Here is a 24167-nt window from a genome sequence, read left to right as displayed (position 1 = left end):
ATAGCATCACCTCGGTACACATGAAAAACCGCGGTGCCTGCATCGCGGGCAAGCCCGACTCCCACATTGATCTCTATTCGTCTCAAGTTCTCGTGCTTAACCCAAACTCCTGCTTGCGTCGTTTCGCCGCGCTCACTAACGTAGCGCCTTTAATGACGCTACCCCCCGCAGGAGCTTTGCCATGGCCTCGCCAGCCCTCTCACATTTTCTTCCCCGGTTCGGCGTTGCCGCGGCAGTGGCCAGTGCATTAAGCCTGGCCGGTTGCCAGCTCCAGAGCACCCAGGACACCCTGCCGCCCGTTGCCGGCGTGCAGCCGATCAAAGGCCTGGCACAGAACGTGTCGGTACGCCGCAATGCCCAGGGCATGACGCTGATCGAAAGCAACACCTTCCATGACGCGCTGTTCAGCCTCGGTTACGTGCACGCCAGCGACCGCATCACGCAGATGGTCACCTTGCGCCTGCTGGCCCAGGGCCGTCTGGCGGAAATGTCCGGGCCGGAGGTGCTGGATGTCGACCGCTTCATGCGCGCGGTCAACCTGAAAAAAAGCGCCGGCGAGCTGTACAACGCGTCGTCGCCGCGCCTCAAGCGCTTCTTTGAAGTGTATGCCCGCGGCGTCAACGCCTACCTGTTCCGCTACCGCGACAAGCTGCCGCCGGACCTGGCCCAGACCGGCTACAAGCCCGAGTACTGGAAACCGGAAGATTCGGCGCTGTTGTTCTGCCTGTTGAATTTCAGCGAATCGAGCAACCTGCAAGAAGAACTCTCCTCGTTGGTGCTGGCGCAGAAAGTCGGCGTCGACAAGCTCGCCTGGCTCACGCCAAGCGCGCCGGATGAGCCAATCCCGGCGGACGAGGCCGACAAGCTCAAGGGCGTGAACCTGGGCCAGATCACAGGCCTTGCGGGCCTGGAAAGCGTTGGCCAGCAGTTGAACAGCCTCAACGCCCTGGCGGTCACCACCTCCAACAACTGGGCCATCGGCCCGCAACGCAGCCGCAGCGGCAAAAGCCTGCTGGCCAGCGACCTTGCCGCCCAGCCGCAAGCGCCATCGCCGTGGAACTACGTGCAGATCCGTGCGCCCAAATACCAGGCAGTCGGCGCCTCGATTGCCGGTCTGCCGACCCTGTTGTCCGGCTTCAACGGCAAAGTCGCGTGGAGCATGAGCGCGGTCAAGGGCGACACCCAAGACCTGTTCCTGGAAAAGGTCAAACGCCAAGGCAACGCGTTGTACTACGAGAACAACGGCAAATGGCTGCCGGCCACCGTGCGTAACGAAACCTACTTCGCCAAAGGCCAGCGGCCACTGCGTGAAGTGGTCTACGAAACTCGCCACGGCGCCCTGCTCAACAGCAGCCAGGCGCTGACAAGCGGTTTCGGCCTGGCCCTGCAAACCGCCGACTTCAAGGACGACAAGAGCCTGGACGCGTTTTTCGACCTGTCCCGTGCGCAAAACGCCGGCAAGGCGTCGGACGCGACCCGGGAAATCCGCGCCATCGCCCTGAACATGATCTTCGCCGACGCCAGCAATATCGGCTGGCAAGTCACCGGCCGCTTCCCCAACCGCCGCGAAGGCGAAGGCCTGCTGCCGTCGCCGGGCTGGGACGCGCGCTTTGACTGGGACGGCTACGCCGACGCGATGCTGCACCCGTACGATCAGGACCCGGCCCAAGGCTGGATCGGCACCGCCAACCAGCGCACCGCGCCACGCGGTTATGGCATGCAACTGTCCAATTCCTGGGATGCACCGGAGCGCAGCGAACGCCTGGCGCAGCTGGCCAACGCCGGCAAGCATGACAGCCGCAGCATGATCGCCATGCAATACGACCAGACCACCCCCTTCGCCGCCAAGCTCAAGACCATGTTCCAGGCACCGGGCATGGCCCAGCCATTGAAACAGGCGATTGATGCGCTGCCGGCGGCTGACGCGACCAAGGCCCGCGAGGCGCTGAATCGCCTGATGGCGTTTGATGGCCGACTGGCGCCAACGTCTGCCGACGCGGCGATCTACGAGCTGTTCCTGCAGGAAAGCACCAAGCAGATCTTCCTCGACGAACTCGGCCCGGAAAACAGCGCCAGCTGGAAAGCCTTTATCAGCAACGCCAACCTGTCCTACTCCGCCAACGCCGACCATTTGCTGGGCCGCGAAGACAGCCCGTTCTGGGACGACGTGCGCACTGCGCAAAAAGAAGACAAGCCGGCGATCCTGGCCCGCAGCCTGGCCGCCGCGATCACGACCGGCGACAGCCAATTGGGCGCCGACCACAAGGCCTGGCAGTGGGGCAAGCTGCACACCATCACGTGGAAAAACACCAACGGCCAGGTGATTCGCGGCCCGTTCGCCAGCGGCGGCGACCACAACACCCTGAACCCGGCGCCCTACCGCTGGGGCCAGGACTTCACCACCACCCAGGTGCCGGCGCTGCGCATGATTGTCGACTTCGGCCAGATTGAACCGATGATGGGCCAGGGCGGCATTGGTCAGTCCGGCAACCCGGCCAGCCCGAATTATGCGAACGGCATCGACCCGTCGCTCAAGGCGCAATACCTGAGCTTCCCGATGCAGCCGCAGAACTTTGACAAGGTGTATGGGAAAACCCGCTTGACCCTCACACCCGGCAAGTAACCCGGTTTCTCACTGAAGAAACCGGATCAAAAATGTGGGAGCGGGCTTGCTCGCGAAGGCGGTCGATCAGTCACTGAATAGTTGGCTGAACCACCGCCTTCGCGAGCAAGCCCGCTCCCACATTGACCTTATGCATTCCGATAGAACTTCTCGCCCCACCGTCCCCTCATACCTGATAAGCCCATCGCCCCCGGCACGCCCATGGACCTTGTCATCGCCCGGCCCGAAGGCCTCTACTGCCCCGCCGGAGATTTTTACATCGACCCATGGCGGCCGGTGGAACGCTCGGTCATCACCCACGCCCACGGCGACCACGCCCGCACCGGCAACGAGCACTACCTGGCCGCCGCGCCCGGTGAAGGCATCTTGCGCTCGCGCCTGGGCCAGGACATCAATCTGCAAACCCTGGCCTATGGCGAAAAACTCGTGCACCACGGCGTGACCCTGAGTTTTCACCCTGCCGGGCACGTGCTGGGTTCAGCCCAGGTGCGGCTGGAATACCAGGGCGAAGTCTGGGTCGCCTCCGGCGACTACAAAGTCGAGCCCGACGGCACCTGCGCACCCTTCGAACCGGTGCGCTGCCACACCTTTATTACCGAATCCACGTTCGGCCTGCCGATCTACCGCTGGCAGCCCCAGGCGCAGATTTTCGCCGGGATCAATGACTGGTGGCAGGCCAATATCGCCGCCGGCAAGGCCAGCGTGTTGTTCTGTTATTCGTTCGGCAAGGCCCAGCGCATCCTGCATGGCATCGACGCCAGCATTGGCCCGATCCTCAGCCATGGCGCGGTCGAACCCTTGAACCGCGTGTACCGCGAAGCCGGCATCTACATCCCCGAAACCCTCTACGCCGGCGACTTCAAAAAGACCGACCCGTTGCTGCGCCAAGCGCTGATCATCGCCCCGCCGTCCGCAGGCGGAAGCAGTTGGATCAAGCGTTTCGGCGACTACAGCGACGCGTTCGCCAGCGGCTGGATGCGCCTGCGCGGTACGCGGCGGCGGCGCGGTGTGGACCGTGGCTTTGTGCTCTCGGACCACGCCGATTGGCCGGGGCTGTTGTGGGCCATCGAGCAGACCGGCGCCGAGCGGGTGATGGTCACCCACGGTTCTGTCGGCGTTCTGGTGCGTCACCTGCGGGAAAAAGGCCTGGATGCCCAGGGTTTCACCACCGAATACGGCGATGACGAAGAGGAGGCCAGCGCATGAAAGCCTTCGCCGAGTTGTACGCCAACCTCGACGCCACCACGTCCAGCAATGCCAAGCTCGCCGCGTTGCAGGCGTACTTTCGCCAAGCCCCGCCCGACGATGCAGCGTGGGCCGTGTATTTCCTGTCCGGCGGGCGGCCTCGGCAACTGGTGCCCACGCGCCTGCTGCGCGACATGGCCACCGAAGCCTCAGGTATCGAACCGTGGTTATTTGAAGAGAGCTACCAGTCGGTCGGCGATTTGGCCGAAACCATTTCCCTGCTGTTACCCGAATCCACCTACACCTCGGAAGATGGCCTGGCGGTGTGGCTCGAAGAAAAGCTGCTGCCCCTGCGGGGTGTGCCGCCTCTGGAACTCGCCGAACGCCTGCCCGCACTGTGGGCCCAGTTGGATCAGCCGAGCCTGATGGTCTGTATCAAATTGATCACCGGCAGCTTTCGCGTCGGCGTGTCCAAACTGCTGGTCACCCGCGCCCTCGCCGCGATGGCCGACCTCGACAGCAAGCGCGTGGCGCAACGCCTGGTGGGCTACACCGACCTGTCCAATCGCCCTACGCCTGAAGGCTACCTCAAGCTGATCGCTGCCGAATCGTCCGACGAACACGCGCAACGCGGCGGGCAGCCTTATCCGTTTTTTCTGGCCCATGGGTTGTCGCAGCCGGTGGAGCAATTCGACGCCCTGCTCGGCTCTCCCGCCGACTGGCAGGTGGAATGGAAGTGGGACGGCATTCGCGCGCAGCTGGTCAAGCGTGAAGGCCGGCTGTGGGTCTGGTCGCGGGGCGAAGAGCTGGTCACCGAGCGTTTTCCCGAACTGCACAGCCTGGTCAGCGGCCTGCCGGATGGCACGGTGATCGACGGCGAAATCGTGGTGTGGAAGGACGCAGTGCAACCCTTTGCGCTGCTGCAACAGCGTATCGGCCGCAAGACCTTGAGCAAAAAGGTGCTTGAAGATGCACCGGTCGCCGTCCTCGCCTACGACCTGCTGGAGTTCGAGGGCGACGATTGGCGCAATCACACCCAGGCCGAACGCCGCACCCAACTCGAGCAGGTGATTGCTCAGTGCAACCAGCCTGTGCTGCTGCCATCTCCTTCGCTGACGGGTACCTCTTGGGCAGACCTTGCGCAGCAACGCGAGGCCTCTCGCCAGTTGGGCGTGGAAGGCATGATGCTCAAGGCCAAGGACGGCCTGTACGGCGTGGGCCGCACCAAGGACATGGGCGTGTGGTGGAAATGGAAAGTCGACCCGTTCAGCGTCGACGCGGTGTTGATTTACGCCCAACGTGGCCATGGGCGCCGCGCCAGCCTGTATAGCGACTACACCTTTGCGGTGTGGGACGGCCCGCCCGGCACCGAACGCACGCTGGTGCCGTTTGCGAAGGCCTATTCAGGCCTGACTGACGAGGAAATGCGCAAGGTCGACGCGATTGTGCGCAAAACCACGGTGGAGAAATTCGGGCCGGTCAGCAGTGTGACGCCGAGCATGGTGTTTGAGCTGGGGTTTGAAGGGATAGCCCTGTCCAAGCGCCACAAGAGCGGGATTGCGGTGCGGTTTCCCAGAATGCTGCGGTGGCGCCAGGATAAGGCGGTGGATGAGGCGGACAACCTGGCCACGCTGCAGGACCTCCTGACCTGAAATACATCCTCATGTGGGAGCGGGCTTGCTCGCGAATACGGTGGGCCAGTGACAGATGAATTGACTGACCCGCCGCATTCGCGAGCAAGCCCGCTCCCACGTCTGATTCGCGTCAAGATCCAAAATGGTGCACTGAAAAATCAATGCCCATTTTCGGGCATCTCCTACACTCTCATCTCCCTTATCCCACCTTTTAAAACAGTCATTCGGAACTATGGTGCAGAAATTGCTACTCGTGATCCGTCTGACACCGTTCAGTAACAGTCCTAAACGCGCCACAAGCGCTTATCTTGGTTTCCAGGGATTACATAATGAAAAAAGCATTGCTGACCCTTTCTGCACTGGCTCTGTGCATGGCTGCTGGTGTTGCCACAGCCAAGGAATACAAGGAATTGCGTTTTGGTGTCGATCCTTCCTACGCGCCGTTCGAATCCAAGGCCGCTGACGGCAGCCTGGTAGGCTTCGATATCGACCTGGGCAATGCGATCTGCGCCGAGCTGAAGGTCAAGTGCAAGTGGGTTGAAAGTGACTTCGACGGCATGATTCCAGGCCTGAACGCCAACAAGTTCGACGGCGTGATTTCCTCGATGACCGTGACCGAAGCCCGTGAAAAGGCGATCGACTTCTCCAACGAGCTGTTCTCCGGCCCGACGTCCCTGGTGTTCAAAAAAGGCGCGAACTTCTCCACGCCTGAGTCCCTCAAGGGCAAAACCGTGGGCTACGAGCAAGGCACCATCCAGGAAGCCTACGCCAAGGCGGTGCTGGACAAAGCCGGCGTGACCACCAAGGCCTACGCCAACCAGGACCAGGTGTATGCCGACCTGACGTCCGGTCGTCTCGACGCTTCGGTGCAAGACATGCTGCAAGCCGAACTGGGCTTTTTGAAGTCGCCGGCAGGCGCTGACTACGAAGTCAGCAAGGCCATCGACGACCCATTGCTGCCATCCAAAACGGCGGTCGGTATCAAAAAAGGTAACAAAGACCTCAAGGCCTTGCTCGATAAAGGTATCAAAGCGTTACACGATGATGGCACCTACGCCACCATCCAGAAGAAACACTTCGGCGATCTGAACCTGTACAGCGGTAAATAACACCCTGGCGCCCACCTGTTTGAGGTGGGCGCTTTTTTATCGCCATAGGTCCTGAATTCATGTTTGAAGATCTTTTGCAAACCCTGGGGCTGAGTGCCTTCAGTTTGAAGGGGTTCGGCCCGCTGTTGCTGCAAGGTACGTGGATGACCGTGAAACTGTCGGTCGCCTCCCTGGCCGTCAGCGTCCTGCTCGGCTTGCTCGGCGCCAGCGCGAAACTGTCCAGCGTCAGCCTGATCCGCGTCCCCGCCCAGCTCTACACCACCTTGATTCGCGGCGTGCCTGACCTGGTGCTGATGTTGCTGATTTTCTACAGCCTGCAAATCTGGCTGACCGGTTTTACCGACTTCATGGAATGGGACTACATCGAGATAGACCCATTCAGCGCTGGGGTTATCACCCTGGGCTTCATCTACGGTGCCTACTTCACCGAGACCTTTCGCGGTGCGATCCTCGCCGTGCCGCGGGGCCAGCTGGAAGCGGCGACCGCCTACGGGCTCACGCGCGGGCAGCGGTTTCGCTTCGTGACCTTCCCGCAGATGATGCGCTTTGCCCTGCCGGGCATCGGCAACAACTGGATGGTGATGCTCAAGGCCACGGCGCTGGTGTCGATCATCGGCCTGGCGGACCTGGTCAAGGCCGCTCAAGACGCCGGCAAGAGCACCTACCAACTGTTTTACTTCCTGGTCATCGCCGCGTTGATCTACCTGCTGATCACCAGCGCGTCCAATGTCGTCCTGCGCTGGCTTGAGCGCCGTTACTCCGCTGGGTCCCGGGAGGCCGTGCGATGATCGAACTTCTGCAGCAATACTGGCGCCCCTTCCTTTATAGCGACGGCCAGCACATCACCGGGCTGGCAATGACCCTGTGGCTGCTCAGCGCAGCGCTGGTGATTGGCTTTGTGGTGTCGATCCCGCTGTCCATCGCCCGCGTGTCGCGCAAACGCTACATCCGCTGGCCGGTGCAGTTTTACACCTACCTGTTTCGCGGCACGCCGCTCTATATCCAGCTGCTGATCTGCTACACCGGGATCTACAGCATTGCGGCCGTAAGGGCGCAACCGGTGCTGGACGCGTTCTTTCGGGATGCGATGAACTGCACCATCCTCGCCTTCGCCCTGAACACCTGCGCCTACACCACCGAGATTTTTGCCGGGGCGATCCGCAGCATGGCGCATGGCGAAGTCGAGGCAGCCAAGGCTTACGGCCTGAGCGGCTGGAAGCTCTATGCCTATGTGATCATGCCGTCGGCGCTGCGCCGCTCGTTGCCGTACTACAGCAATGAAGTGATCCTGATGCTGCACTCGACCACCGTGGCATTCACCGCGACGGTGCCGGACATTCTCAAGGTGGCCCGGGACGCCAACTCGGCCACGTACATGACCTTTCAATCATTTGGCATCGCTGCGCTGATCTACCTGACCGTGACCTTTGCGCTGGTCGGGCTGTTTCGTCTGGCGGAGCGCCGCTGGCTGGCCTTTCTCGGGCCGAGCCATTAAGGAGTCGTCATGCGTCATCAGGTACATGATCTGATCGCGCCGGTGCCAGGCACGGCGCGGCAGATTCACAGTTTCCACTTCGGCCCGGAACAGGCTGAAGGCAAGGTCTACATCCAGTCATCGCTGCATGCCGACGAACTGCCGGGCATGCTGGTGGCCTGGCACCTCAAGGCCCGCCTCGCCGAGTTGGCGGCGGCCGGCAGGCTGCGCAGCGAAATCGTGTTGGTGCCAATTGCCAACCCGGTGGGCCTGGAGCAAGTGTTGATGGATATTCCGCTGGGCCGCTACGAGCTGGAAAGCGGACAGAATTTCAACCGCCGGTTTGTCGACCTCAGTGAAGAGGTGGGTAACCAGGTCGAGTATTTGCTGGGGGATGACGCGCAGCACAACGCCCGTTTGATCCGTGCCGCGCTGTCCAATGCCCTCGCCCGGCAATCGGCCGACACCCAGTTGCAATCCCAACGCCTGGTGCTGCAACGCCTGGCCTGCGATGCCGACATGGTGCTTGACCTGCATTGCGACTTCGAAGCCGTGGCGCACTTGTACACCACGCCCGAAGCCTGGCCGCAGGTGGAGCCGCTGGCACGCTACATCGGCTCGGAAGCCAACTTGCTTGCCACCGATTCCGGCGGGCAGTCCTTCGATGAATGTTTCACCCTGGTGTGGTGGCAGTTGCAGCAACGCTTTGGCGAGCGCTTCCCGATTCCCATGGGCAGCTTTTCGGTGACCGTCGAGCTGCGCGGCCAGGGCGACGTCAACCACGGCCTGGCCCGCCTCGACTGCCAGGCGATCATCGACTACCTGATCCACTTCGGCGCGATTGAAGGCACCGCGGCGCCACTGCCCCCATTGCCCTACCCGGCCACCCCACTGGCGGGCGTCGAGCCTGTGACCACGCCCGTTGGCGGTTTGCTGGTCTTCAGCGCCTTGCCCGGTGAATACCTGGAAGCCGGGCAATTGATCGCCGAAATCATCGACCCCCTTACTGACCGCGTAACGCCCGTGCACTGTAAAAGCGCCGGCCTGCTTTACGCCCGTTCGCTGCGGCGCATGGCCACGGCCGGCATGGTGATCAGCCATGTCGCAGGCCATGAAGCCTACCGCAGCGGCTACCTACTTTCGCCTTGAGGATGCACGCCCCATGTACAAATTGACCGTTGAAGGCCTGCATAAAAGCTATGGCGACAATGAAGTGCTCAAAGGTGTCTCGCTCAAGGCCAAGACCGGTGATGTGATCAGTTTGATCGGCGCCAGCGGTTCGGGCAAAAGCACCTTTTTGCGCTGCATCAACTTTCTGGAAACCCCCAACGACGGCGCGATGACCCTCGACGGCCAGCAAATCCGCATGGTCAGCGACCGCCACGGCATGCGCGTGGCCGACGACGCCGAGCTGCAACGCCTGCGCACACGGCTGGCGATGGTGTTCCAGCATTTCAACCTGTGGAGCCACATGAGCGTGCTGGAAAACATCACCATGGCGCCGCGTCGGGTGCTGGGTTGCAGCAAGAAGGACGCCGAAGACCGCGCCCGTCGCTACCTCGACAAAGTCGGCTTGCCGGCGCGCGTGGCCGATCAATACCCGGCGTTTTTGTCTGGTGGCCAACAGCAACGGGTGGCCATCGCCCGCGCCCTGGCCATGGAGCCGGAGGTGATGCTGTTCGACGAGCCGACCTCGGCCCTCGACCCGGAGCTGGTCGGTGAAGTATTGAAGGTGATCCAGGGGCTGGCCGAGGAAGGCCGCACCATGATCATGGTCACCCACGAAATGAGCTTTGCGCGCAAGGTGTCGAGCCAGGTGCTGTTCCTGCACAAGGGCCTGGTGGAAGAGCAAGGTGCGCCTGCGGATGTGCTGGGCAATCCGAAGAGCGAGCGCCTGCAGCAGTTTTTGAGCGGCAATTTGAAGTAAACCTTTGCGGCGCCTGGAGGGTCTCTGAATGAGAGCCTCCAGAGCGTCAGCCCATCCATGGCAAAACCCCTCGACTTCGCAAAAAACTGGTTTGCCGCCAAGGGCTGGAAACCGTTCGCCTTTCAGAAAGCGGTATGGGCGGCGGTCAAGCAGGGTCAGTCAGGCTTGCTGCATGCCAGCACCGGCGCGGGTAAAACCTATGCACTGTGGTTTGCCGCCCTCAACCGTTTCGCCATCACTCGCCCGCCCGCCACCGGCAAACGCAAACCGCCGGCTGAGCCGCTGACGGTGCTGTGGATTACACCCATGCGCGCGCTGGCCGCCGACACTGCACGCGCCCTTGAAGCGCCGCTGGCGGCCCTGCAGATTCCCTGGAGCGTCGGCCTGCGCACCGGCGATACCAGCAGCAGCGAACGCGCACGCCAAACCCGCCGCCAGCCCACCGCGCTGGTTACCACGCCGGAAAGTCTTACGTTGATGCTGGCGCGTGCCGACAGTGAATCGAGCCTGGCGCACTTGCGCATGGTCATCGTGGATGAATGGCATGAACTGATCGGCAACAAGCGTGGCGTGCAGCTGCAACTGGCGCTGGCGCGCTTGCGGCGTTGGCATCCGGAACTGATGGTGTGGGGAATTTCGGCGACGTTGGGTAATCAGGCTCACGCACTGGAGGTTTTGGTCCCACAAGGTGGCGGGATCAACGTGCAGGGGCAAACGGCCAAAACGCTGCAGGTTGATACCTTGTTACCGCCTACCACCGAGCGTTTTCCCTGGGCCGGGCATATTGGTTTGAAGATGTTGCCGCAAGTCGTCGCCGAAGTTGACTCCAGCAGCAGTTGCCTGGTGTTCACCAATACGCGGGCGCAGTCGGAGATCTGGTACCAGGCGTTGCTCGAGGCGCGCCCGGATTGGGCGGGCGTGATCGCGCTGCACCACGGCTCACTCTCGCGCGAAACGCGCGACTGGGTGGAGCGAGCCTTGAAAGACGGCCAGCTCAAAGCGGTGGTGTGCACCTCCAGCCTGGACTTGGGCGTGGATTTTCTGCCGGTGGAGCGCGTGCTGCAAATCGGCTCGGCCAAAGGCGTGGCGCGCTTGATGCAGCGCGCCGGACGCTCCGGCCACGCACCAGGGCGGCCGTCCCGGGTGACGCTGGTGCCGACCCACAGCCTGGAGCTGGTGGAAGCGGCCGCCGCCCAGGACGCGATCGCCCAACGGCGCATCGAAGCCCGTGAATCGCCTTACAAGCCGCTGGACGTGCTCGTACAGCATTTGGTGAGCATGGCGCTGGGCGGAGGCTTTACGCCGGACGCGCTGCTGGCGGAAGTGCGCGGGGCCTGGGCTTACCGTGACCTCACGCAAGCCGACTGGGCCTGGGCGTTGGGTTTTGTGCGCCATGGCGGATTGTCGCTGACGGCTTACCCGGATTACCGCCGCGTGGAGCCCGATGAGCACGGCGTGTGGCGCGTGCCGGATGCACGCCTGGCGCGGCGCCATCGCATGAGCGTAGGCACCATCGTCAGTGACGCGAGTATCCAGCTGAAATTCTGGAGCAAGGGCGGCGGTGGCAAGAACCTGGGCAGTGTCGAGGAAGGCTTTATCGCACGGCTCAAACCCGGTGATGGTTTCCTGTTTGCCGGGCGTTTGCTGGAACTGGTGCGCGTGGAAAACATGACTGCTTACGTGCGTCGCAGCACCGCGAAAAGGGCCGCCGTGCCGCGTTGGAATGGCGGGCGCATGCCGCTTTCCAACGAGCTGGCGCAGGCGGTGGTCGAGCGTTTTGATGCGGCGGCGCACGGGCATTTTGACGGCCCGGAAATGCAGGCGGTGCAACCCTTGCTGCAAACCCAGTTGCGCTGGTCGGGCCTGCCGACGCGCACGCATTTGCTGGCCGAAGCCCTGAAGTCGCGGGAGGGATGGCACGTGTTTCTTTACCCCTTCGCCGGACGCCAAGTGCATCTGGGCCTGGCCAGCCTGCTGGCGTGGCGGGTCAGCCAACAGCAGCCGGTGACCTTTTCGATTGCGGTGAATGATTACGGGCTGGAGCTGTTGAGTGCCACGCCGGTGGATTGGCCATTGCTGCTGAACGAAGCGTTGTTGAGTCCGCAAAATTTGCTGACCGACGTTATAGCCAGCCTGAATGCCGGGGAACTGGCCCTTAGGCGCTTTCGCGAGATCGCGCGCATCGCCGGGCTGGTGTTCGCAGGTTACCCCGGTGCGCCAAAAAGCACGCGGCAGGTTCAGGCCTCCAGCGGGTTGTTTTTTGAAGTGTTCAAGCAATATGACCCGCAGAACCTGCTGCTGACCCAGGCGGGGGAAGAAGTCCTGCGTGATGAGTTGGATATTCGTCGGCTGGAACAGACATTGCGCCATCTGGCCGCGCTGAAACTGGACCTGCACCTGATCGAACGGCCTACACCGCTGGCCTTCCCACTGCTGGTTGAGCGGATGCGCGAGAGCATGAGTTCGGAGAAACTTTCGGAGCGCATTGCACGGATGGTCAAGGACCTGGAAAAAGTCGCAGATAACGGGAAACGCTGATGCACTGTTCGGTAATGCTTGAGGGAGAAGAGCTGTGGCTGCTGCCGGAAAAGGCCGTGTACTGGCCCTCACGTCGGTGCCTGCTGATTGCCGACGTGCATTTTGGCAAAGCCTCCGCCTACCGCAGCCTTGGGCAACCGGTGCCCCAAGGCACCACGACTGAAAACCTGCAACGCCTGGACCGGCTGTTATCGGCCTTGCCGTGCGAGCAGGTGATCTTTCTCGGTGACTTCCTGCACGGCCCCGGCTCTCACGCCAGCGGCACGCTGAGCGCCTTGAGAGCCTGGCGTGAGCGCAATCGCGACCTGAGCCTGACGCTGATTCGCGGCAATCACGATAAACGCGCAGGTGACCCACCGGCCGACTTGGGCATTGAGGTGGTGCCAGAGCCTTTGCTGATGGGGCCGTTCGCCCTGCAACACGAACCGGACGCGCATGCCAGCCACCATGTACTGGCGGGGCACGTGCACCCGGTCTATCGATTGCGCGGCCGGGGCCGGCAGAGCTTGCGCCTGCCGTGCTTTCAGCTCGGGTCGCAGATCAGCCTACTGCCGGCGTTTGGCGCCTTTACCGGGGGTTATTCAGTGGAACAGCGCGACGATCGGCAGATCTTTGTGATCGGCGATGAGGACGTATGGCCGGTGTGCTGAAGAACCGGCCATGTCTCCTGCCCTGAACGATCAGGCGACAGGCGCGGGTGGCGGCTCATCGGGGAGCGTCGGTTCACCAGGCTCGGTGGGCGGTTGCGGCCAATCTTGATCAGGTTGACCAGGGATGCCGCCTGCATACGCAGGGTCGGCCATCAGGGACCAGGCCAGAACACCAATCTGGTTGGGTTCAAGCCGGGCGAGTTCGGCGCTGATTCGCGGGTCGATCTTCATAAAGTACTCCTCAAGCGTGGCTCGGCGCGTTTTGCACGCACCGAGGCAGTACACCCAATAGAGTCACTTCCCGCAGACTAATTCCCTTAACGTGTAAGACCTTTCGATCAAGCGCGTGGGAGTGTGACGCCACGCTGGCCCTGATACTTGCCGGCGCGGTCCTTGTAGGAGACTTCACAAGCCTCGTCGGACTGCAGGAACAGCATCTGTGCCACGCCTTCATTGGCGTAGATCTTGGCCGGCAACGTGGTGGTGTTGGAGAACTCCAGGGTCACGTGACCTTCCCACTCGGGCTCAAGCGGCGTCACGTTGACGATAATGCCGCAGCGCGCGTAGGTGCTTTTACCCAGGCAGATGGTCAGCACGTCACGCGGGATGCGGAAAAACTCCACAGTGCGCGCCAGGGCGAAGGAGTTTGGCGGGATGATGCACACGTCGCTCTTGACGTCGACGAAGCTCTTCTCGTCGAAGTTCTTCGGGTCGACAATCGCCGAGTTGATATTGGTGAACACCTTGAATTCATCGGCGCAACGCACGTCGTAGCCATAGCTGGAAACACCGTACGAAATCACCGGAGCGTCGCCGGCGCCACGGATCTGGCGTTCAACGAACGGTTCGATCATGCCGTGCTCTTGCGCCATGCGGCGAATCCACTTGTCCGATTTGATGCTCATGGCGGGTGTCCTGAATAGCGAGGTTGAAAAATTCTGTTGGGCATCTTACCGGGGCCGGCTGCGGGGTTCAAAGGGCGCGGGGCTTTTCTTGATGAATGCACCGGCTGCTGCAAGCCGCAGCCAACAGGGCCGGGGCTTATAGTGCGGTCCCCTGTGACTGTAAATACCACCGCCAGTCACGAAAATAGAGAAACCTTCGGAAATACCATTGGCACGTTCCGGAAAAAGGGTTAAGGTGGCGCCACTGTGCTGCTTGTGTCACTGAGAATCTCTACACGATATGTTGAATTTCGATCCAACCATCTCCAAGAATTTTTCCTGCTCTTTGCACTCAGTCTCGGCCAGGGCTTTTCCTGAGTCGCAGTTAACTTTGTCCAAGGAGATACACCATGTCTAATCGCCAAACTGGTACCGTTAAGTGGTTCAACGATGAAAAAGGCTTCGGCTTCATCACTCCACAATCCGGTGACGACCTGTTCGTTCACTTCAAAGCTATCCAATCCGACGGCTTCAAAAGCCTGAAAGAAGGCCAACAGGTTTCTTTCATCGCTACCCGCGGTCAGAAAGGCATGCAAGCTGAAGAAGTTCAAGTTATCTAACTTGTACTGACTTAGTCGAAAAAACCCCGCCCTCAAAAGCGGGGTTTTTTTATGCCCGTAATTTGATCCTCACGCAGACGTAATGCCGGGCACAAAAAATGTGGGAGCGGGCTTGCTCGCGAATGCGATGGATAAGTCGGCACATCTGTCGACTGACACTCCGCATTCGCGAGCAAGCCCGCTCCCACACTTAGTCCCGCGTCACTTATTGGAACAACGACTCACTCGATAAGCCATTCTTCTCCAGGATCTCACGCAAGCGCTTGAGGCCCTCTACCTGGATCTGCCGCACCCGCTCACGAGTCAGACCGATCTCCAGGCCTACGTCCTCCAGGGTACTGCTCTCATGGCCGCGCAGGCCGAAGCGGCGAATCACCACTTCACGCTGCTTGTCCGTGAGCTCAGACAGCCACTGGTCAATGCTTTGGGAAAGATCATCGTCCTGCAACAGTTCGCAAGGATCCGTCGGACGATCATCCGTCAGGGTGTCCAGCAGGGTTTTATCCGAATCCGGACCCAGCGAGACATCGACCGAAGACACGCGCTCGTTCAGGCCGAGCATGCGCTTAACCTCGCCTACCGGCTTTTCCAGCAGGTTGGCGATCTCTTCAGGCGAAGGTTCATGATCGAGTTTTTGTGTCAGCTCACGCGCCGCCCGCAGGTAGACGTTGAGCTCCTTGACCACATGGATCGGCAACCGGATCGTGCGGGTCTGATTCATGATCGCCCGTTCGATGGTCTGACGAATCCACCAAGTGGCATAGGTCGAAAAGCGGAAGCCCCGCTCAGGGTCGAACTTCTCCACCGCCCGGATCAAGCCCAGGTTACCCTCCTCGATCAGGTCCAACAGCGACAGCCCACGATTGACGTAGCGTCGGGCGATTTTCACCACCAGGCGCAAGTTACTTTCAATCATGCGTTTGCGCCCAGCCGGATCGCCTTTTTGCGACAAGCGCGCAAAATGGACTTCTTCTTCGGGAGTGAGCAGAGGGGAAAAGCCGATTTCATTGAGGTACAGCTGCGTTGCGTCGAGCGCCCGCGTGTAGTCAATGTACTTGTGTTGCTTTAACGCGGTGGAGTTCTTGGATTTGGTGCGAACTGAAGGTGTAGCAGACCCTTCATCATTCGACATCGATTCCTTTTCGGTGAGTATCTCCATTTCAAGGAGAACCTCATCGTCGATGTCAAACTCCGGCGCTTCTTTACTGAGAGCCATTGTTATAGTCCTTTGGTGAGTTCGACCTCAAGCTCAAGCGACGCCTCTATCCTTGGCAACGCTGGAGCCTGTTCCTTCTACGTGAGGGAACAGGCTGTGCAACACATCAACGACGGGGAAGGAATTGCAGCGGATCTACAGGTTTCCCTTGGCGGCGAATCTCAAAGTGCAGTTTCACCCGGTCTGTACCAGTTGACCCCATTTCGGCAATTGTCTGTCCGACTTTGACTTGCTGCCCCTCCCGAACCAACAGCCTGCGGTTGTGACCGTAAGCACTGACGTAGGTATCGCTGTGTTTGATGATGACCAGTTCGCCGTAGCCCCGCAAACCACTCCCGGCGTACACCACTGTCCCATCAGACGCAGCTAAAACAGGCTGTCCCAAATCCCCGGCGATATCAATGCCTTTATTCAAACTACCGTTTGAAGAGAATTTTCCAATTAACACCCCGTTTGAAGGCCATCCCCAACCGGTCGGGGCAGGCCCTGCAGGCGGCAACGGCGCAGGCGCCGGTTTGCTCGCAACGGTAGGCGCGGCGGTGCCTGCAGGCCGGGTAATGATCGTGGTTTTGCTCGAGGACGACGGCGAAGATCCGGAATTTGTCACAACTGTCGTAGGCGTTGAACCGGTGCGCCCATCGAAACGAATGGTCTGACCTGGATGTATCGTATAGGGCACAGGAATATTGTTACGAGCTGCGAGCGCCTTGTAATCCCAGCCGTAACGGAAGGCGATCGAGAACATCGTGTCCCCCTTTCGCACTACATACTGCCCGGTGGTGACCGTCGGTTTTTGCGGCGCTGCTTTATTGCGGTCAACCACCCGTGCACCGCTCGATGGCGTGCTCGAACAGGCCGCCAATAAGGAACTCAAGACAAGGCCAAGCACCAGTCGCTGAAAGCTTGTTTTACTCATACGCTGCGCAGGACCTGTGAGACTCACCCGCCGCTCCCTTTGTGGTGGCTGAACATGAACGCCTGTATCAGGCTTGAAATATGACGCAAGTATAACTGGGCATTGGATTTTTACCGGCACACGACTGAAACGAAAAATTCATCATGTTTAAACCCGGTTTCCCATCATGTTGACTCTATAAGCCCCGCTGTAAGACACATCCCCACCCACAGAATTCACTGTTTGCGAATAAATGATCAGGCCAGCGGGCCATTGAGCAACGGTACAAAGCGCACGGCGCCCAGTACGTGCCGGGAAAAGCCTTCGTCTTCCCGGATAATGAGCATCAATTGTTGCACTTCGCCGGAGCCCACCGGGATAACCAACCGCCCGCCAGGTGCCAGTTGATCCAGCAACGCCTGCGGTACATCGGTAGCAACGGCGGTAACGATGATGCCGTTATACGGCGCCAGCGCCGGCCAGCCTTCCCAGCCATCGCCCCAGCGAAACACCACGTTACGCAGGTTGAGCTCCACCAGACGCTCCTTGGCGCGGTCCTGCAGGACCTTGATGCGCTCCACCGAGAACACCCGCTCCACCAGTTGCGACAGCACGGCAGTCTGGTAGCCCGAACCGGTGCCGATCTCCAGCACCTTGTCCAACGGCCCCGCCGCCAGCAACAGCTCACTCATGCGCGCGACCATATAAGGCTGCGAAATGGTCTGGTTGTGGCCGATGGGCAATGCGGTGTCTTCATAGGCCCGATGCGCCAGGGCTTCGTCGACAAACAGGTGGCGTGGTGTACGCCGGATGACTTCCAGCACCTGGGCGTTCGACAGCCCTTCTTCGTACAGGCGCTGGATCAAACGCTCGCGGGTACGCTGCGAGGTCATCCCGATGCCACGGCGCAGCAGGTCGTCTTGTTCACGCGCCATCAACGCAGCCCCTCGAGCCAGCCATCGAGACTACTGAAGGCATCACTGAAAGTGCGATCAAGCTGCAACGGGGTAATCGATACATAACCTTGCATCACCGCATGAAAGTCTGTGCCAGGGCCACCGTCCTCGGCGTCGCCGGCTGCCGCAATCCAATAACCTTCCTTGCCGCGCGGATCGACCACTTTCAGGGGCGCGGCCGCTCGGGCGCGATGGCCCAGGCGCGTCAGTTGGATGCCGCGAATATGGTCGAGGGGCAAGTTAGGGATGTTGACGTTGAGCACTGTGCGCGGCGGCAGGTCCAGGGACCCGTGGGCCTCCACCAGTTTGCGGGCGAAATACGCCGCCGTCGCCAGGTTATCCAACTGCCGCGAGGCAAAGGAAAAGGCGAACGAGGTGCGGCCCAGGAAACGCCCTTCAAGCGCCGCCGCCACCGTACCGGAATACAGCACGTCATCGCCCAGGTTGGCGCCGAGGTTGATGCCCGACACCACCAGGTCCGGCTCCTGCGCCAACAAGCTGTTGATCGCCAGGTGCACGCAATCGGTGGGCGTACCGTTCACGCTGATAAAGCCATTGGCCAGAACCTGCGGGTGCAACGGACGGTCGAGCGTCAGCGAACTGCTGGCGCCGCTCTTGTCCTGGTCCGGGGCAACCACCACACACTCGGCGTAATCTTCCAGCGCAGCATAAAGCGCGGCAAGGCCGGGTGCGGTGGCACCATCATCGTTTGATATCAGAATACGCATGGGCTGTCCGTCTGCCCCACCGGCACCAGATCAACAAGCTCGCGCACCAAGACAGTGGCGAAGCATCCGGCCGGCAGGACGAATTCCAGTTGCAGAATGTCCAGCGAGGGATAATGCCACGTCAACCCGCCAATGGGCAGTCGCAGAATGCGACGTTCCTGGCTCATGCCGGCATTCACCAGCCAATCGCGCAGGTCGGCTTCACCGTCGGCGATTGCCTGTTCCAGCGCGAAGGTTGCCCCCGACGCCGGCGAATCGCCTTCGCCCCACTGCGGCCCCGTCGGGTGCAGGTCCAGAATCGCCAGGCGCGGGTCGCTGCATTCAGCCTCCCCCGCCGGGAAAAAACTGCGGCTGTCAGTAAACGCCAGCAAGTCGCCGACCTGGGCGCGCTGCCAGGAACCGTCTGCAACACGTGCCGCCAGGACTTTATTGAAGAGAAAACTACGCGCGGTAGACAGCAGCCGCGAGCGCACATTGCGCTGCTCCGGCAAGGCCTTGCGGGCCGCCCATTCACGCGCGTCCGCCACGTTGCCGCCGTTGTGGCCGAAGCGCTGGGCGCCGAAGTAGTTGGGGATGCCGCGCTGGGCAATCTGCTGCAAACGCGTGTCGATGGCGGCGGTGTCGCCAGCCAATTGGGTCAGGCGCAGGGTAAAGCCGTTGGCCGAATGCGCGCCACGCTGCAGCTTGCGTTTGTGACGGGCCATCTTGAGGATTTTGAGGGTGTCGTTCTGCGCAGCGCTCATGTCCGGATCGGCCTTGCCCGGCAGTTGCACGCTGAACCACTGGCGCGTCAACGCCTGGCGATCCTTGAGCCCGGCATAGCTGACGGTGCGCAGCGGCACGCCGGCGGCCTTGGCGATGCGCCGCGCGGCTTCTTCGGTATTCAAGCCGCGCTTTTCAACCCACAGCCACAAGTGCTCGCCGTCGCCGGTCAGCGGAATATCCAGCACTTCGTCTACCTGGAAATCTTCAGCCGTCGCTTTTAATACCGCGCTGCCCAAAGCCTCGCCGTAGGCCCGCGGGCCCAACAGTTGCAAGTCATTCATGCGCGCAGCAACAAGGCAACGGAGTGCACCGCGATGCCCTCTTCCCGTCCGGTAAACCCGAGTTTTTCGGTGGTGGTGGCTTTCACGTTGACTTGATCCAATTCAATTTGCAGATCCGCGGCAATCAGTGCGCGCATCGATTCGATATGCGGGGCCATTTTCGGTGCCTGGGCCACGATGGTGTTGTCGACATTCCCGACCTTCCAGCCCTTGGCGTGGATCAGGCCGACCACATGGCGCAGCAGGACGCGGCTGTCCGCCCCCTTGAAGGTAGGGTCGGTGTCTGGGAAGTGCTTGCCGATATCGCCCAGCGCCGCTGCGCCGAGCAAGGCATCGCTCAAGGCGTGCAATACAACGTCGCCGTCGGAATGAGCGAGCAGCCCGTGGTGGTGTGCAATGCGCACGCCGCCCAAGGTGATGAAATCGCCTTCAGCGAAACGGTGCACATCGTAGCCGTGGCCAATACGCATAAAAAAACGCCCCGATTTAATTCAGGGCGTGATTCTACCTACTTTTGCCTCACATTAACCGAGCAAAGCACGCCCATGATGTCGCAAATGATCTTCGATGAAGCTGGCGATAAAGAAGTAGCTGTGGTCGTAGCCGGGTTGCAGGCGCAGTTCGAGCGGATGGTTGGCCGCCTTGGCCGCTTGCTGCAGGGCCTCGGGCTTGAGTTGCACGGCGAGGAAATCGTCGCGGTCGCCCTGATCCACCAGCAATGGCAGCTTTTGCGAGGCCTCGCTGATCAGCGCGCAGGCGTCCCATTCACGCCATTTCGAGCGTTCTTCGCCCAAATAACGCGAGAAGGCCTTCTGGCCCCACGGGCAATCCATCGGGTTGTTGATCGGCGAAAACGCCGACACCGATTGATAGCGCCCAGGGTTGCGCAAGGCACACACCAACGCCCCGTGGCCGCCCATGGAGTGGCCGCTGATGCCGCGCTTTGCCGATGCAGGGAAATGCGCTTCAACCAACGCAGGCAATTCCTGCACCACGTAGTCATGCATCCAATAGTGCTTGGCCCAAGGTTCCTGTGTGGCATTCAGGTAGAAGCCGGCCCCCAGGCCAAAATCCCAGGCATTGTCAGGGTCGCCCGGCACACCGGGCCCACGCGGGCTGGTGTCCGGAGCAACGATGATCAACCCCAGCTCGGCGGCCACACGCTGGGCACCGGCTTTTTGCATGAAGTTTTCGTCGGTGCAGGTCAAGCCGGACAGCCAGTACACCACCGGCAGCTTGCCGCCCTGCTCCGCTTGCGGCGGCAGGTAGACAGCAAAGGTCATGTCGCAACCGAGCACGTTGGAGCTGTGTTTGTAGCGTTTATGCCAGCCGCCAAAACTCTTTTGGCAGGAGATATTTTCCAGGGTCATGGGAATGCTCCCAGCGGCAAGCGGCAAACTTCAGGCTGCAGGCGGGCGTTCACCTTTTTGCAGCCTATAGCGTGCAACTTGCAGCTGCTTCAAAAGTGAATGACGGTACGAATGCTCTTGCCTTCATGCATCAGGTCAAACGCTTTGTTGATGTCTTCCAGGCCCATGGTGTGGGTGATAAACGTGTCGAGCGGGATCTCGCCGGTCTGGGCCATTTCAACGTAGCTTGGCAATTCGGTACGGCCACGCACGCCGCCGAACGCCGAACCGCGCCAGACGCGCCCAGTCACCAGCTGGAATGGGCGGGTGGCGATTTCCTGGCCTGCGCCGGCCACACCAATGATCACCGACTCGCCCCAACCCTTGTGGCAGCACTCGAGCGCCGCGCGCATCAGTTGCACATTGCCGATGCACTCGAAGGAAAAGTCCACGCCGCCGTCGGTCAAGTCGACGATCACGTCCTGGATGGGGCGGTCGTAGTCTTTCGGGTTGATGCAGTCGGTGGCGCCCAGTTGCTTGGCGATTTCGAACTTGGCCGGGTTGATGTCGATGGCGATGATGCGACCCGCCTTGGCCTTCACCGCGCCGATCACGGCCGACAGGCCGATACCGCCGAGGCCGAAGATCGCCACGGTATCGCCTGGCTTGACCTTGGCCGTGTTGATCACCGCACCGATGCCGGTGGTGACGCCGCAACCGAGCAGGCAGACCTTTTCCAACGGCGCTTCTTTAGGGATTTTTGCCACGGAGATTTCCGGCAGCACGGTGTACTCGGAGAAGGTCGAGGTACCCATGTAGTGGAAAATCGGCTGACCCTTGTAGGAGAAACGTGTGGTGCCATCCGGCATCAGGCCTTTGCCCTGAGTGGACCGAATGGCCTGGCACAGGTTGGTCTTGCCCGACAGGCAGAATTTGCACTTGCCGCATTCCGGCGTGTACAGCGGGATCACGTGGTCGCCGACGGCTACCGAAGTCACGCCCTCGCCGATTGCTTCAACCACCGCGCCACCTTCATGGCCGAGGATCGACGGAAAGATGCCTTCCGGGTCGGCGCCCGACAACGTGTACGCGTCGGTATGGCACACGCCGGACGCGACCACCCGCAGCAGCACCTCGCCGGCCTTGGGCATGGCGACATCGACTTCGACGATCTCAAGGGGCTTTTTCGCTTCGAAGGCTACAGCGGCGCGGGACTTGATCATCCGGGTTTCTCCAGGAAATTAAAAACTGAAGCGCTGAGTGTAAAACATGGCCCATTGATTAATAATCCGAGCGAAAGCAAAACTTTATTGCTGTACAGGGATAATCACCATGCTGGAGAACCGCTGGGAAGGCATCGACGAGTTTGTTGCGGTGGCCGAGTGCAGCCAATTCACCGCGGCGGCCGAGCGACTTGGCGTGTCTTCGTCGCACATCAGCCGGCAGGTGGCGCGCCTGGAAGAACGGCTGCAAACCCGGCTGCTCTATCGCAGCACGCGCAAGGTGACGCTGACCGAAGCCGGCCAGACCTTCCTGCAACACTGCCAACGCTTGCAGGACGGTCGCGAAGAAGCATTGCGCGCCGTCGGCGACCTCGCCAGTGAACCCAAGGGCATGTTGCGCATGACCTGCGCGGTGGCTTACGGCGAGCGCTTTATCGTGCCGCTGGTCACACGATTCATGGGCCTCTACCCGCAATTGCGCGTGGATATCGAGTTGAGCAATCGCCAGCTGGACCTGGTGCATGAAGGCCTCGACCTGGCGATCCGCCTGGGCCGCCTGCAAGACTCGCGCATGGTCGCCAGTCGCCTGGCCCCGCGGCGCATGTACCTGTGCGCGTCACCTTCCTACCTGGCGCGGTATGGTCGGCCACACAGTCTGTCGGAATTAACTCGGCATAACTGCCTGATCGGCAGCTCGGATATCTGGCAACTGGCCCAGGACGGGCGCGAATTTTCCCAGCGGGTGCAGGGAAACTGGCGCTGCAACAGTGGGCAGGCAGTTCTGGATGCGGCGTTGCAAGGGGTTGGGCTGTGCCAGTTGCCGGACTATTACGTGCTTGAGCACTTGCACACTGGCGCGCTGGTGTCGTTGCTGGAAGCGCATCAGCCGCCGAACACGGCGGTGTGGGCGCTGTATCCACAGCAGCGGCATTTATCGCCGAAGGTCAGAAAGCTGGTGGATTTCTTGAAGGAGGGGTTGGCCGAGCGGCCGGAGTACAGCGCATAATTTGGAGCGCCTGCCTGGGCCTCATCGCAGGCAAGCCCGGCTCCCACAGCTAATCGCGTTTCAACTGTGGAAGTTGGCGTGCCTGCGATGAAGTCGACGCGGTTTAACTGACTACCTGCGGTTCGCCCACCGCAACCGTAACCACTCCAGGTCTTCGGGCCGGGTCACCTTGATATTGTCCGAACGCCCTTCAATCAGGCGCGGCGCCTGGCCGGACCATTCCATTGCCGAGGCTTCGTCGGTGATGACGGCGTCCGCCACCAAGCTATCAGCCAACGCTCGATGCAAAGCGCCGAGGCGAAACATCTGCGGCGTATAAGCTTGCCAGATCAGGCTGCGGTCAACGGTTTCGACCACACGTGCGTGCTTGTCGACGCGCTTGAGCGTGTCACGAGCGGGCACGGCCAGCAGCCCGCCGACGGGATCATCCGACAGTTCTGATAACAGGTTATCGAGGTCATCACGGCTGAGGTTAGGCCGCGCGGCGTCATGCACCAGCACCCAATCATCATCGCTGGCACCCAGCGCATTGAGTTGCAACAGCGCATTGAGTACCGAGCCCGAGCGCTCGTCACCGCCGTCCGCACGCACGATGCGTGGGTCGTTGGCGCAAGGCAGGTTCGGCCAATAAGGGTCATCGACAGCCAAACTGACTACCAGCCCTTTGAGGCCTGGATGGTCGAGAAAACAGCCGAGGCTGTGTTCGAGAATTGTGCGCCCGCCCAATTGCAAGTATTGCTTGGGACGGTCCGCAGCCATACGGGCACCAACGCCCGCGGCAGGAATCACGGCCCAGAAGGCCGGTAACACACTACTCATTGGGCCAACTGGTAGAGGGTTTCGCCATCTTTCACCATGCCCAGCTCATGACGCGCCCGTTCTTCAACGGTCTCTGTGCCTTTTTTCAACTCAAGCACTTCGGCATCGAGGACGCGGTTGCGCTCCAGCAGGCGTTCGTTCTCGGCGTGCTGGTCGGCAATTTGCTGGGTCAACTCTTTCACCTGCGCAAAGCTGCCATTACCCACCCATAGGCGGTACTGCAGGCCAGCCAGCAACAAGAGCAAGACGAGGAACAACCAATTGGGACTGCGCATCGAAATCCGG

24 protein-coding genes are annotated in these 24167 nt (G+C 61.0%); 12 read left to right on the top strand and 12 right to left on the bottom strand.

Going from position 1 to position 24167, the window contains the following annotated elements; genetic code table 11:
• Positions 1-181: 181 nt before the first annotated feature.
• The 10 genes from ABWL43_RS06555 to pdeM all read left to right on the top strand — a co-directional run bounded on the left by ABWL43_RS06555 (position 182) and on the right by pdeM (position 13140).
• Entirely contained in the window at positions 182-2623 is a 2442-nt protein-coding gene (locus ABWL43_RS06555; RefSeq protein WP_404487239.1) for a penicillin acylase family protein, read from the top strand.
• A 201-nt stretch (positions 2624-2824) separates the two neighbouring features.
• On the top strand, positions 2825-3829 hold the full coding sequence (locus ABWL43_RS06550) for a ligase-associated DNA damage response exonuclease (protein ID WP_145161921.1): 1005 nt from the start codon (positions 2825-2827) through the stop codon (positions 3827-3829).
• On the top strand, positions 3826-5460 hold the full coding sequence (locus tag ABWL43_RS06545; protein ID WP_404487238.1) for an ATP-dependent DNA ligase: 1635 nt from the start codon (positions 3826-3828) through the stop codon (positions 5458-5460). The genes ABWL43_RS06550 and ABWL43_RS06545 overlap by 4 nt, the downstream gene beginning before the upstream one ends.
• A gap of 311 nt (positions 5461-5771) precedes the next feature.
• Positions 5772-6551 (top strand): transporter substrate-binding domain-containing protein, encoded by a 780-nt coding sequence (locus tag ABWL43_RS06540; RefSeq protein ID WP_106577139.1) that lies wholly within the window; start codon positions 5772-5774, stop codon positions 6549-6551.
• A 59-nt stretch (positions 6552-6610) separates the two neighbouring features.
• Entirely contained in the window at positions 6611-7339 is a 729-nt protein-coding gene (locus tag ABWL43_RS06535) for an ABC transporter permease (RefSeq protein ID WP_106577140.1), read from the top strand.
• Complete coding sequence (locus ABWL43_RS06530) at positions 7336-8046, top strand: ABC transporter permease (RefSeq protein WP_145161917.1); 711 nt, start codon at positions 7336-7338, stop codon at positions 8044-8046. Before ABWL43_RS06535 ends, ABWL43_RS06530 begins: the two co-directional genes overlap by 4 nt.
• Before the next feature lie 9 nt (positions 8047-8055).
• On the top strand, positions 8056-9174 hold the full coding sequence (locus ABWL43_RS06525; protein WP_404487237.1) for a succinylglutamate desuccinylase/aspartoacylase family protein: 1119 nt from the start codon (positions 8056-8058) through the stop codon (positions 9172-9174).
• A gap of 13 nt (positions 9175-9187) precedes the next feature.
• On the top strand, positions 9188-9952 hold the full coding sequence (locus tag ABWL43_RS06520) for an ABC transporter ATP-binding protein (protein WP_106577143.1): 765 nt from the start codon (positions 9188-9190) through the stop codon (positions 9950-9952).
• 57 nt (positions 9953-10009) lie between these two features.
• Positions 10010-12490 (top strand): ligase-associated DNA damage response DEXH box helicase, encoded by a 2481-nt coding sequence (locus ABWL43_RS06515; protein WP_369300799.1) that lies wholly within the window; start codon positions 10010-10012, stop codon positions 12488-12490.
• On the top strand, positions 12490-13140 hold the full coding sequence (pdeM, locus tag ABWL43_RS06510) for a ligase-associated DNA damage response endonuclease PdeM (protein WP_404487236.1): 651 nt from the start codon (positions 12490-12492) through the stop codon (positions 13138-13140). Before ABWL43_RS06515 ends, pdeM begins: the two co-directional genes overlap by 1 nt.
• Positions 13141-13170: 30 nt before the next feature.
• Here the strand turns inward: pdeM and ABWL43_RS06505 are convergent, their stop codons facing one another.
• Together ABWL43_RS06505 and dcd are read right to left on the bottom strand one after the other, a co-directional pair.
• Positions 13171-13371, bottom strand: coding sequence for a hypothetical protein (locus ABWL43_RS06505; RefSeq protein WP_106577146.1), 201 nt, complete (start codon positions 13369-13371; stop codon positions 13171-13173).
• 107 nt (positions 13372-13478) lie between these two features.
• Positions 13479-14045, bottom strand: a complete 567-nt coding sequence (gene dcd / locus ABWL43_RS06500) for a dCTP deaminase (RefSeq protein WP_106577147.1) — start codon at positions 14043-14045, stop codon at positions 13479-13481.
• A 389-nt stretch (positions 14046-14434) separates the two neighbouring features.
• On the opposite strand from dcd, the gene ABWL43_RS06495 reads away from it, so the two are divergent.
• The gene (locus ABWL43_RS06495; protein WP_002554837.1) at positions 14435-14644 is read left to right on the top strand and encodes a cold-shock protein; all 210 of its coding nucleotides are present in this window, start codon (positions 14435-14437) and stop codon (positions 14642-14644) included.
• A gap of 205 nt (positions 14645-14849) precedes the next feature.
• Here ABWL43_RS06495 and rpoS read toward each other — a convergent pair whose 3' ends face one another.
• The 8 genes from rpoS to ABWL43_RS06455 all read right to left on the bottom strand — a co-directional run bounded on the left by rpoS (position 14850) and on the right by ABWL43_RS06455 (position 22057).
• Positions 14850-15860 (bottom strand): RNA polymerase sigma factor RpoS, encoded by a 1011-nt coding sequence (rpoS, locus tag ABWL43_RS06490; protein ID WP_016974430.1) that lies wholly within the window; start codon positions 15858-15860, stop codon positions 14850-14852.
• A gap of 106 nt (positions 15861-15966) precedes the next feature.
• A complete protein-coding gene (locus tag ABWL43_RS06485) occupies positions 15967-16803 on the bottom strand; it encodes a peptidoglycan DD-metalloendopeptidase family protein (RefSeq protein WP_353188763.1) in 837 nt (278 codons plus the stop codon).
• A 209-nt stretch (positions 16804-17012) separates the two neighbouring features.
• Entirely contained in the window at positions 17013-17648 is a 636-nt protein-coding gene (locus ABWL43_RS06480) for a protein-L-isoaspartate(D-aspartate) O-methyltransferase (protein ID WP_169850588.1), read from the bottom strand.
• Positions 17649-17689: 41 nt separating this feature from the next.
• A complete protein-coding gene (surE, locus tag ABWL43_RS06475) occupies positions 17690-18439 on the bottom strand; it encodes a 5'/3'-nucleotidase SurE (RefSeq protein WP_145161904.1) in 750 nt (249 codons plus the stop codon).
• Positions 18427-19485 carry a tRNA pseudouridine(13) synthase TruD gene (gene truD, locus ABWL43_RS06470; RefSeq protein ID WP_404487233.1) on the bottom strand — a complete coding sequence of 353 codons (1059 nt, stop codon included), beginning with the start codon at positions 19483-19485 and terminating at the stop codon, positions 18427-18429. The genes surE and truD overlap by 13 nt, the downstream gene beginning before the upstream one ends.
• Positions 19482-19955, bottom strand: coding sequence for a 2-C-methyl-D-erythritol 2,4-cyclodiphosphate synthase (gene ispF / locus ABWL43_RS06465; protein ID WP_012722614.1), 474 nt, complete (start codon positions 19953-19955; stop codon positions 19482-19484). The genes truD and ispF overlap by 4 nt, the downstream gene beginning before the upstream one ends.
• Positions 19956-20009: 54 nt before the next feature.
• Entirely contained in the window at positions 20010-20855 is an 846-nt protein-coding gene (fghA, locus tag ABWL43_RS06460) for an S-formylglutathione hydrolase (protein ID WP_404487231.1), read from the bottom strand.
• An 89-nt stretch (positions 20856-20944) separates the two neighbouring features.
• On the bottom strand, positions 20945-22057 hold the full coding sequence (locus tag ABWL43_RS06455) for an S-(hydroxymethyl)glutathione dehydrogenase/class III alcohol dehydrogenase (protein ID WP_025855143.1): 1113 nt from the start codon (positions 22055-22057) through the stop codon (positions 20945-20947).
• Positions 22058-22166: 109 nt separating this feature from the next.
• On the opposite strand from ABWL43_RS06455, the gene ABWL43_RS06450 reads away from it, so the two are divergent.
• Positions 22167-23063 carry a LysR substrate-binding domain-containing protein gene (locus tag ABWL43_RS06450; RefSeq protein WP_262207028.1) on the top strand — a complete coding sequence of 299 codons (897 nt, stop codon included), beginning with the start codon at positions 22167-22169 and terminating at the stop codon, positions 23061-23063.
• A 111-nt stretch (positions 23064-23174) separates the two neighbouring features.
• Here ABWL43_RS06450 and ispD read toward each other — a convergent pair whose 3' ends face one another.
• A complete protein-coding gene (ispD, locus tag ABWL43_RS06445; protein WP_242194279.1) occupies positions 23175-23882 on the bottom strand; it encodes a 2-C-methyl-D-erythritol 4-phosphate cytidylyltransferase in 708 nt (235 codons plus the stop codon).
• A complete protein-coding gene (ftsB, locus tag ABWL43_RS06440) occupies positions 23879-24157 on the bottom strand; it encodes a cell division protein FtsB (RefSeq protein ID WP_016974420.1) in 279 nt (92 codons plus the stop codon). The genes ispD and ftsB overlap by 4 nt, the downstream gene beginning before the upstream one ends.
• Between the last annotated feature and the right edge of the window lie 10 nt (positions 24158-24167).

This window comes from Pseudomonas sp. HT11 (genome assembly GCF_044875395.1).
Taxonomy (GTDB): Bacteria; Pseudomonadota; Gammaproteobacteria; order Pseudomonadales; family Pseudomonadaceae; genus Aquipseudomonas.
This window is presented reverse-complemented; position numbering and strand designations above follow the sequence as displayed.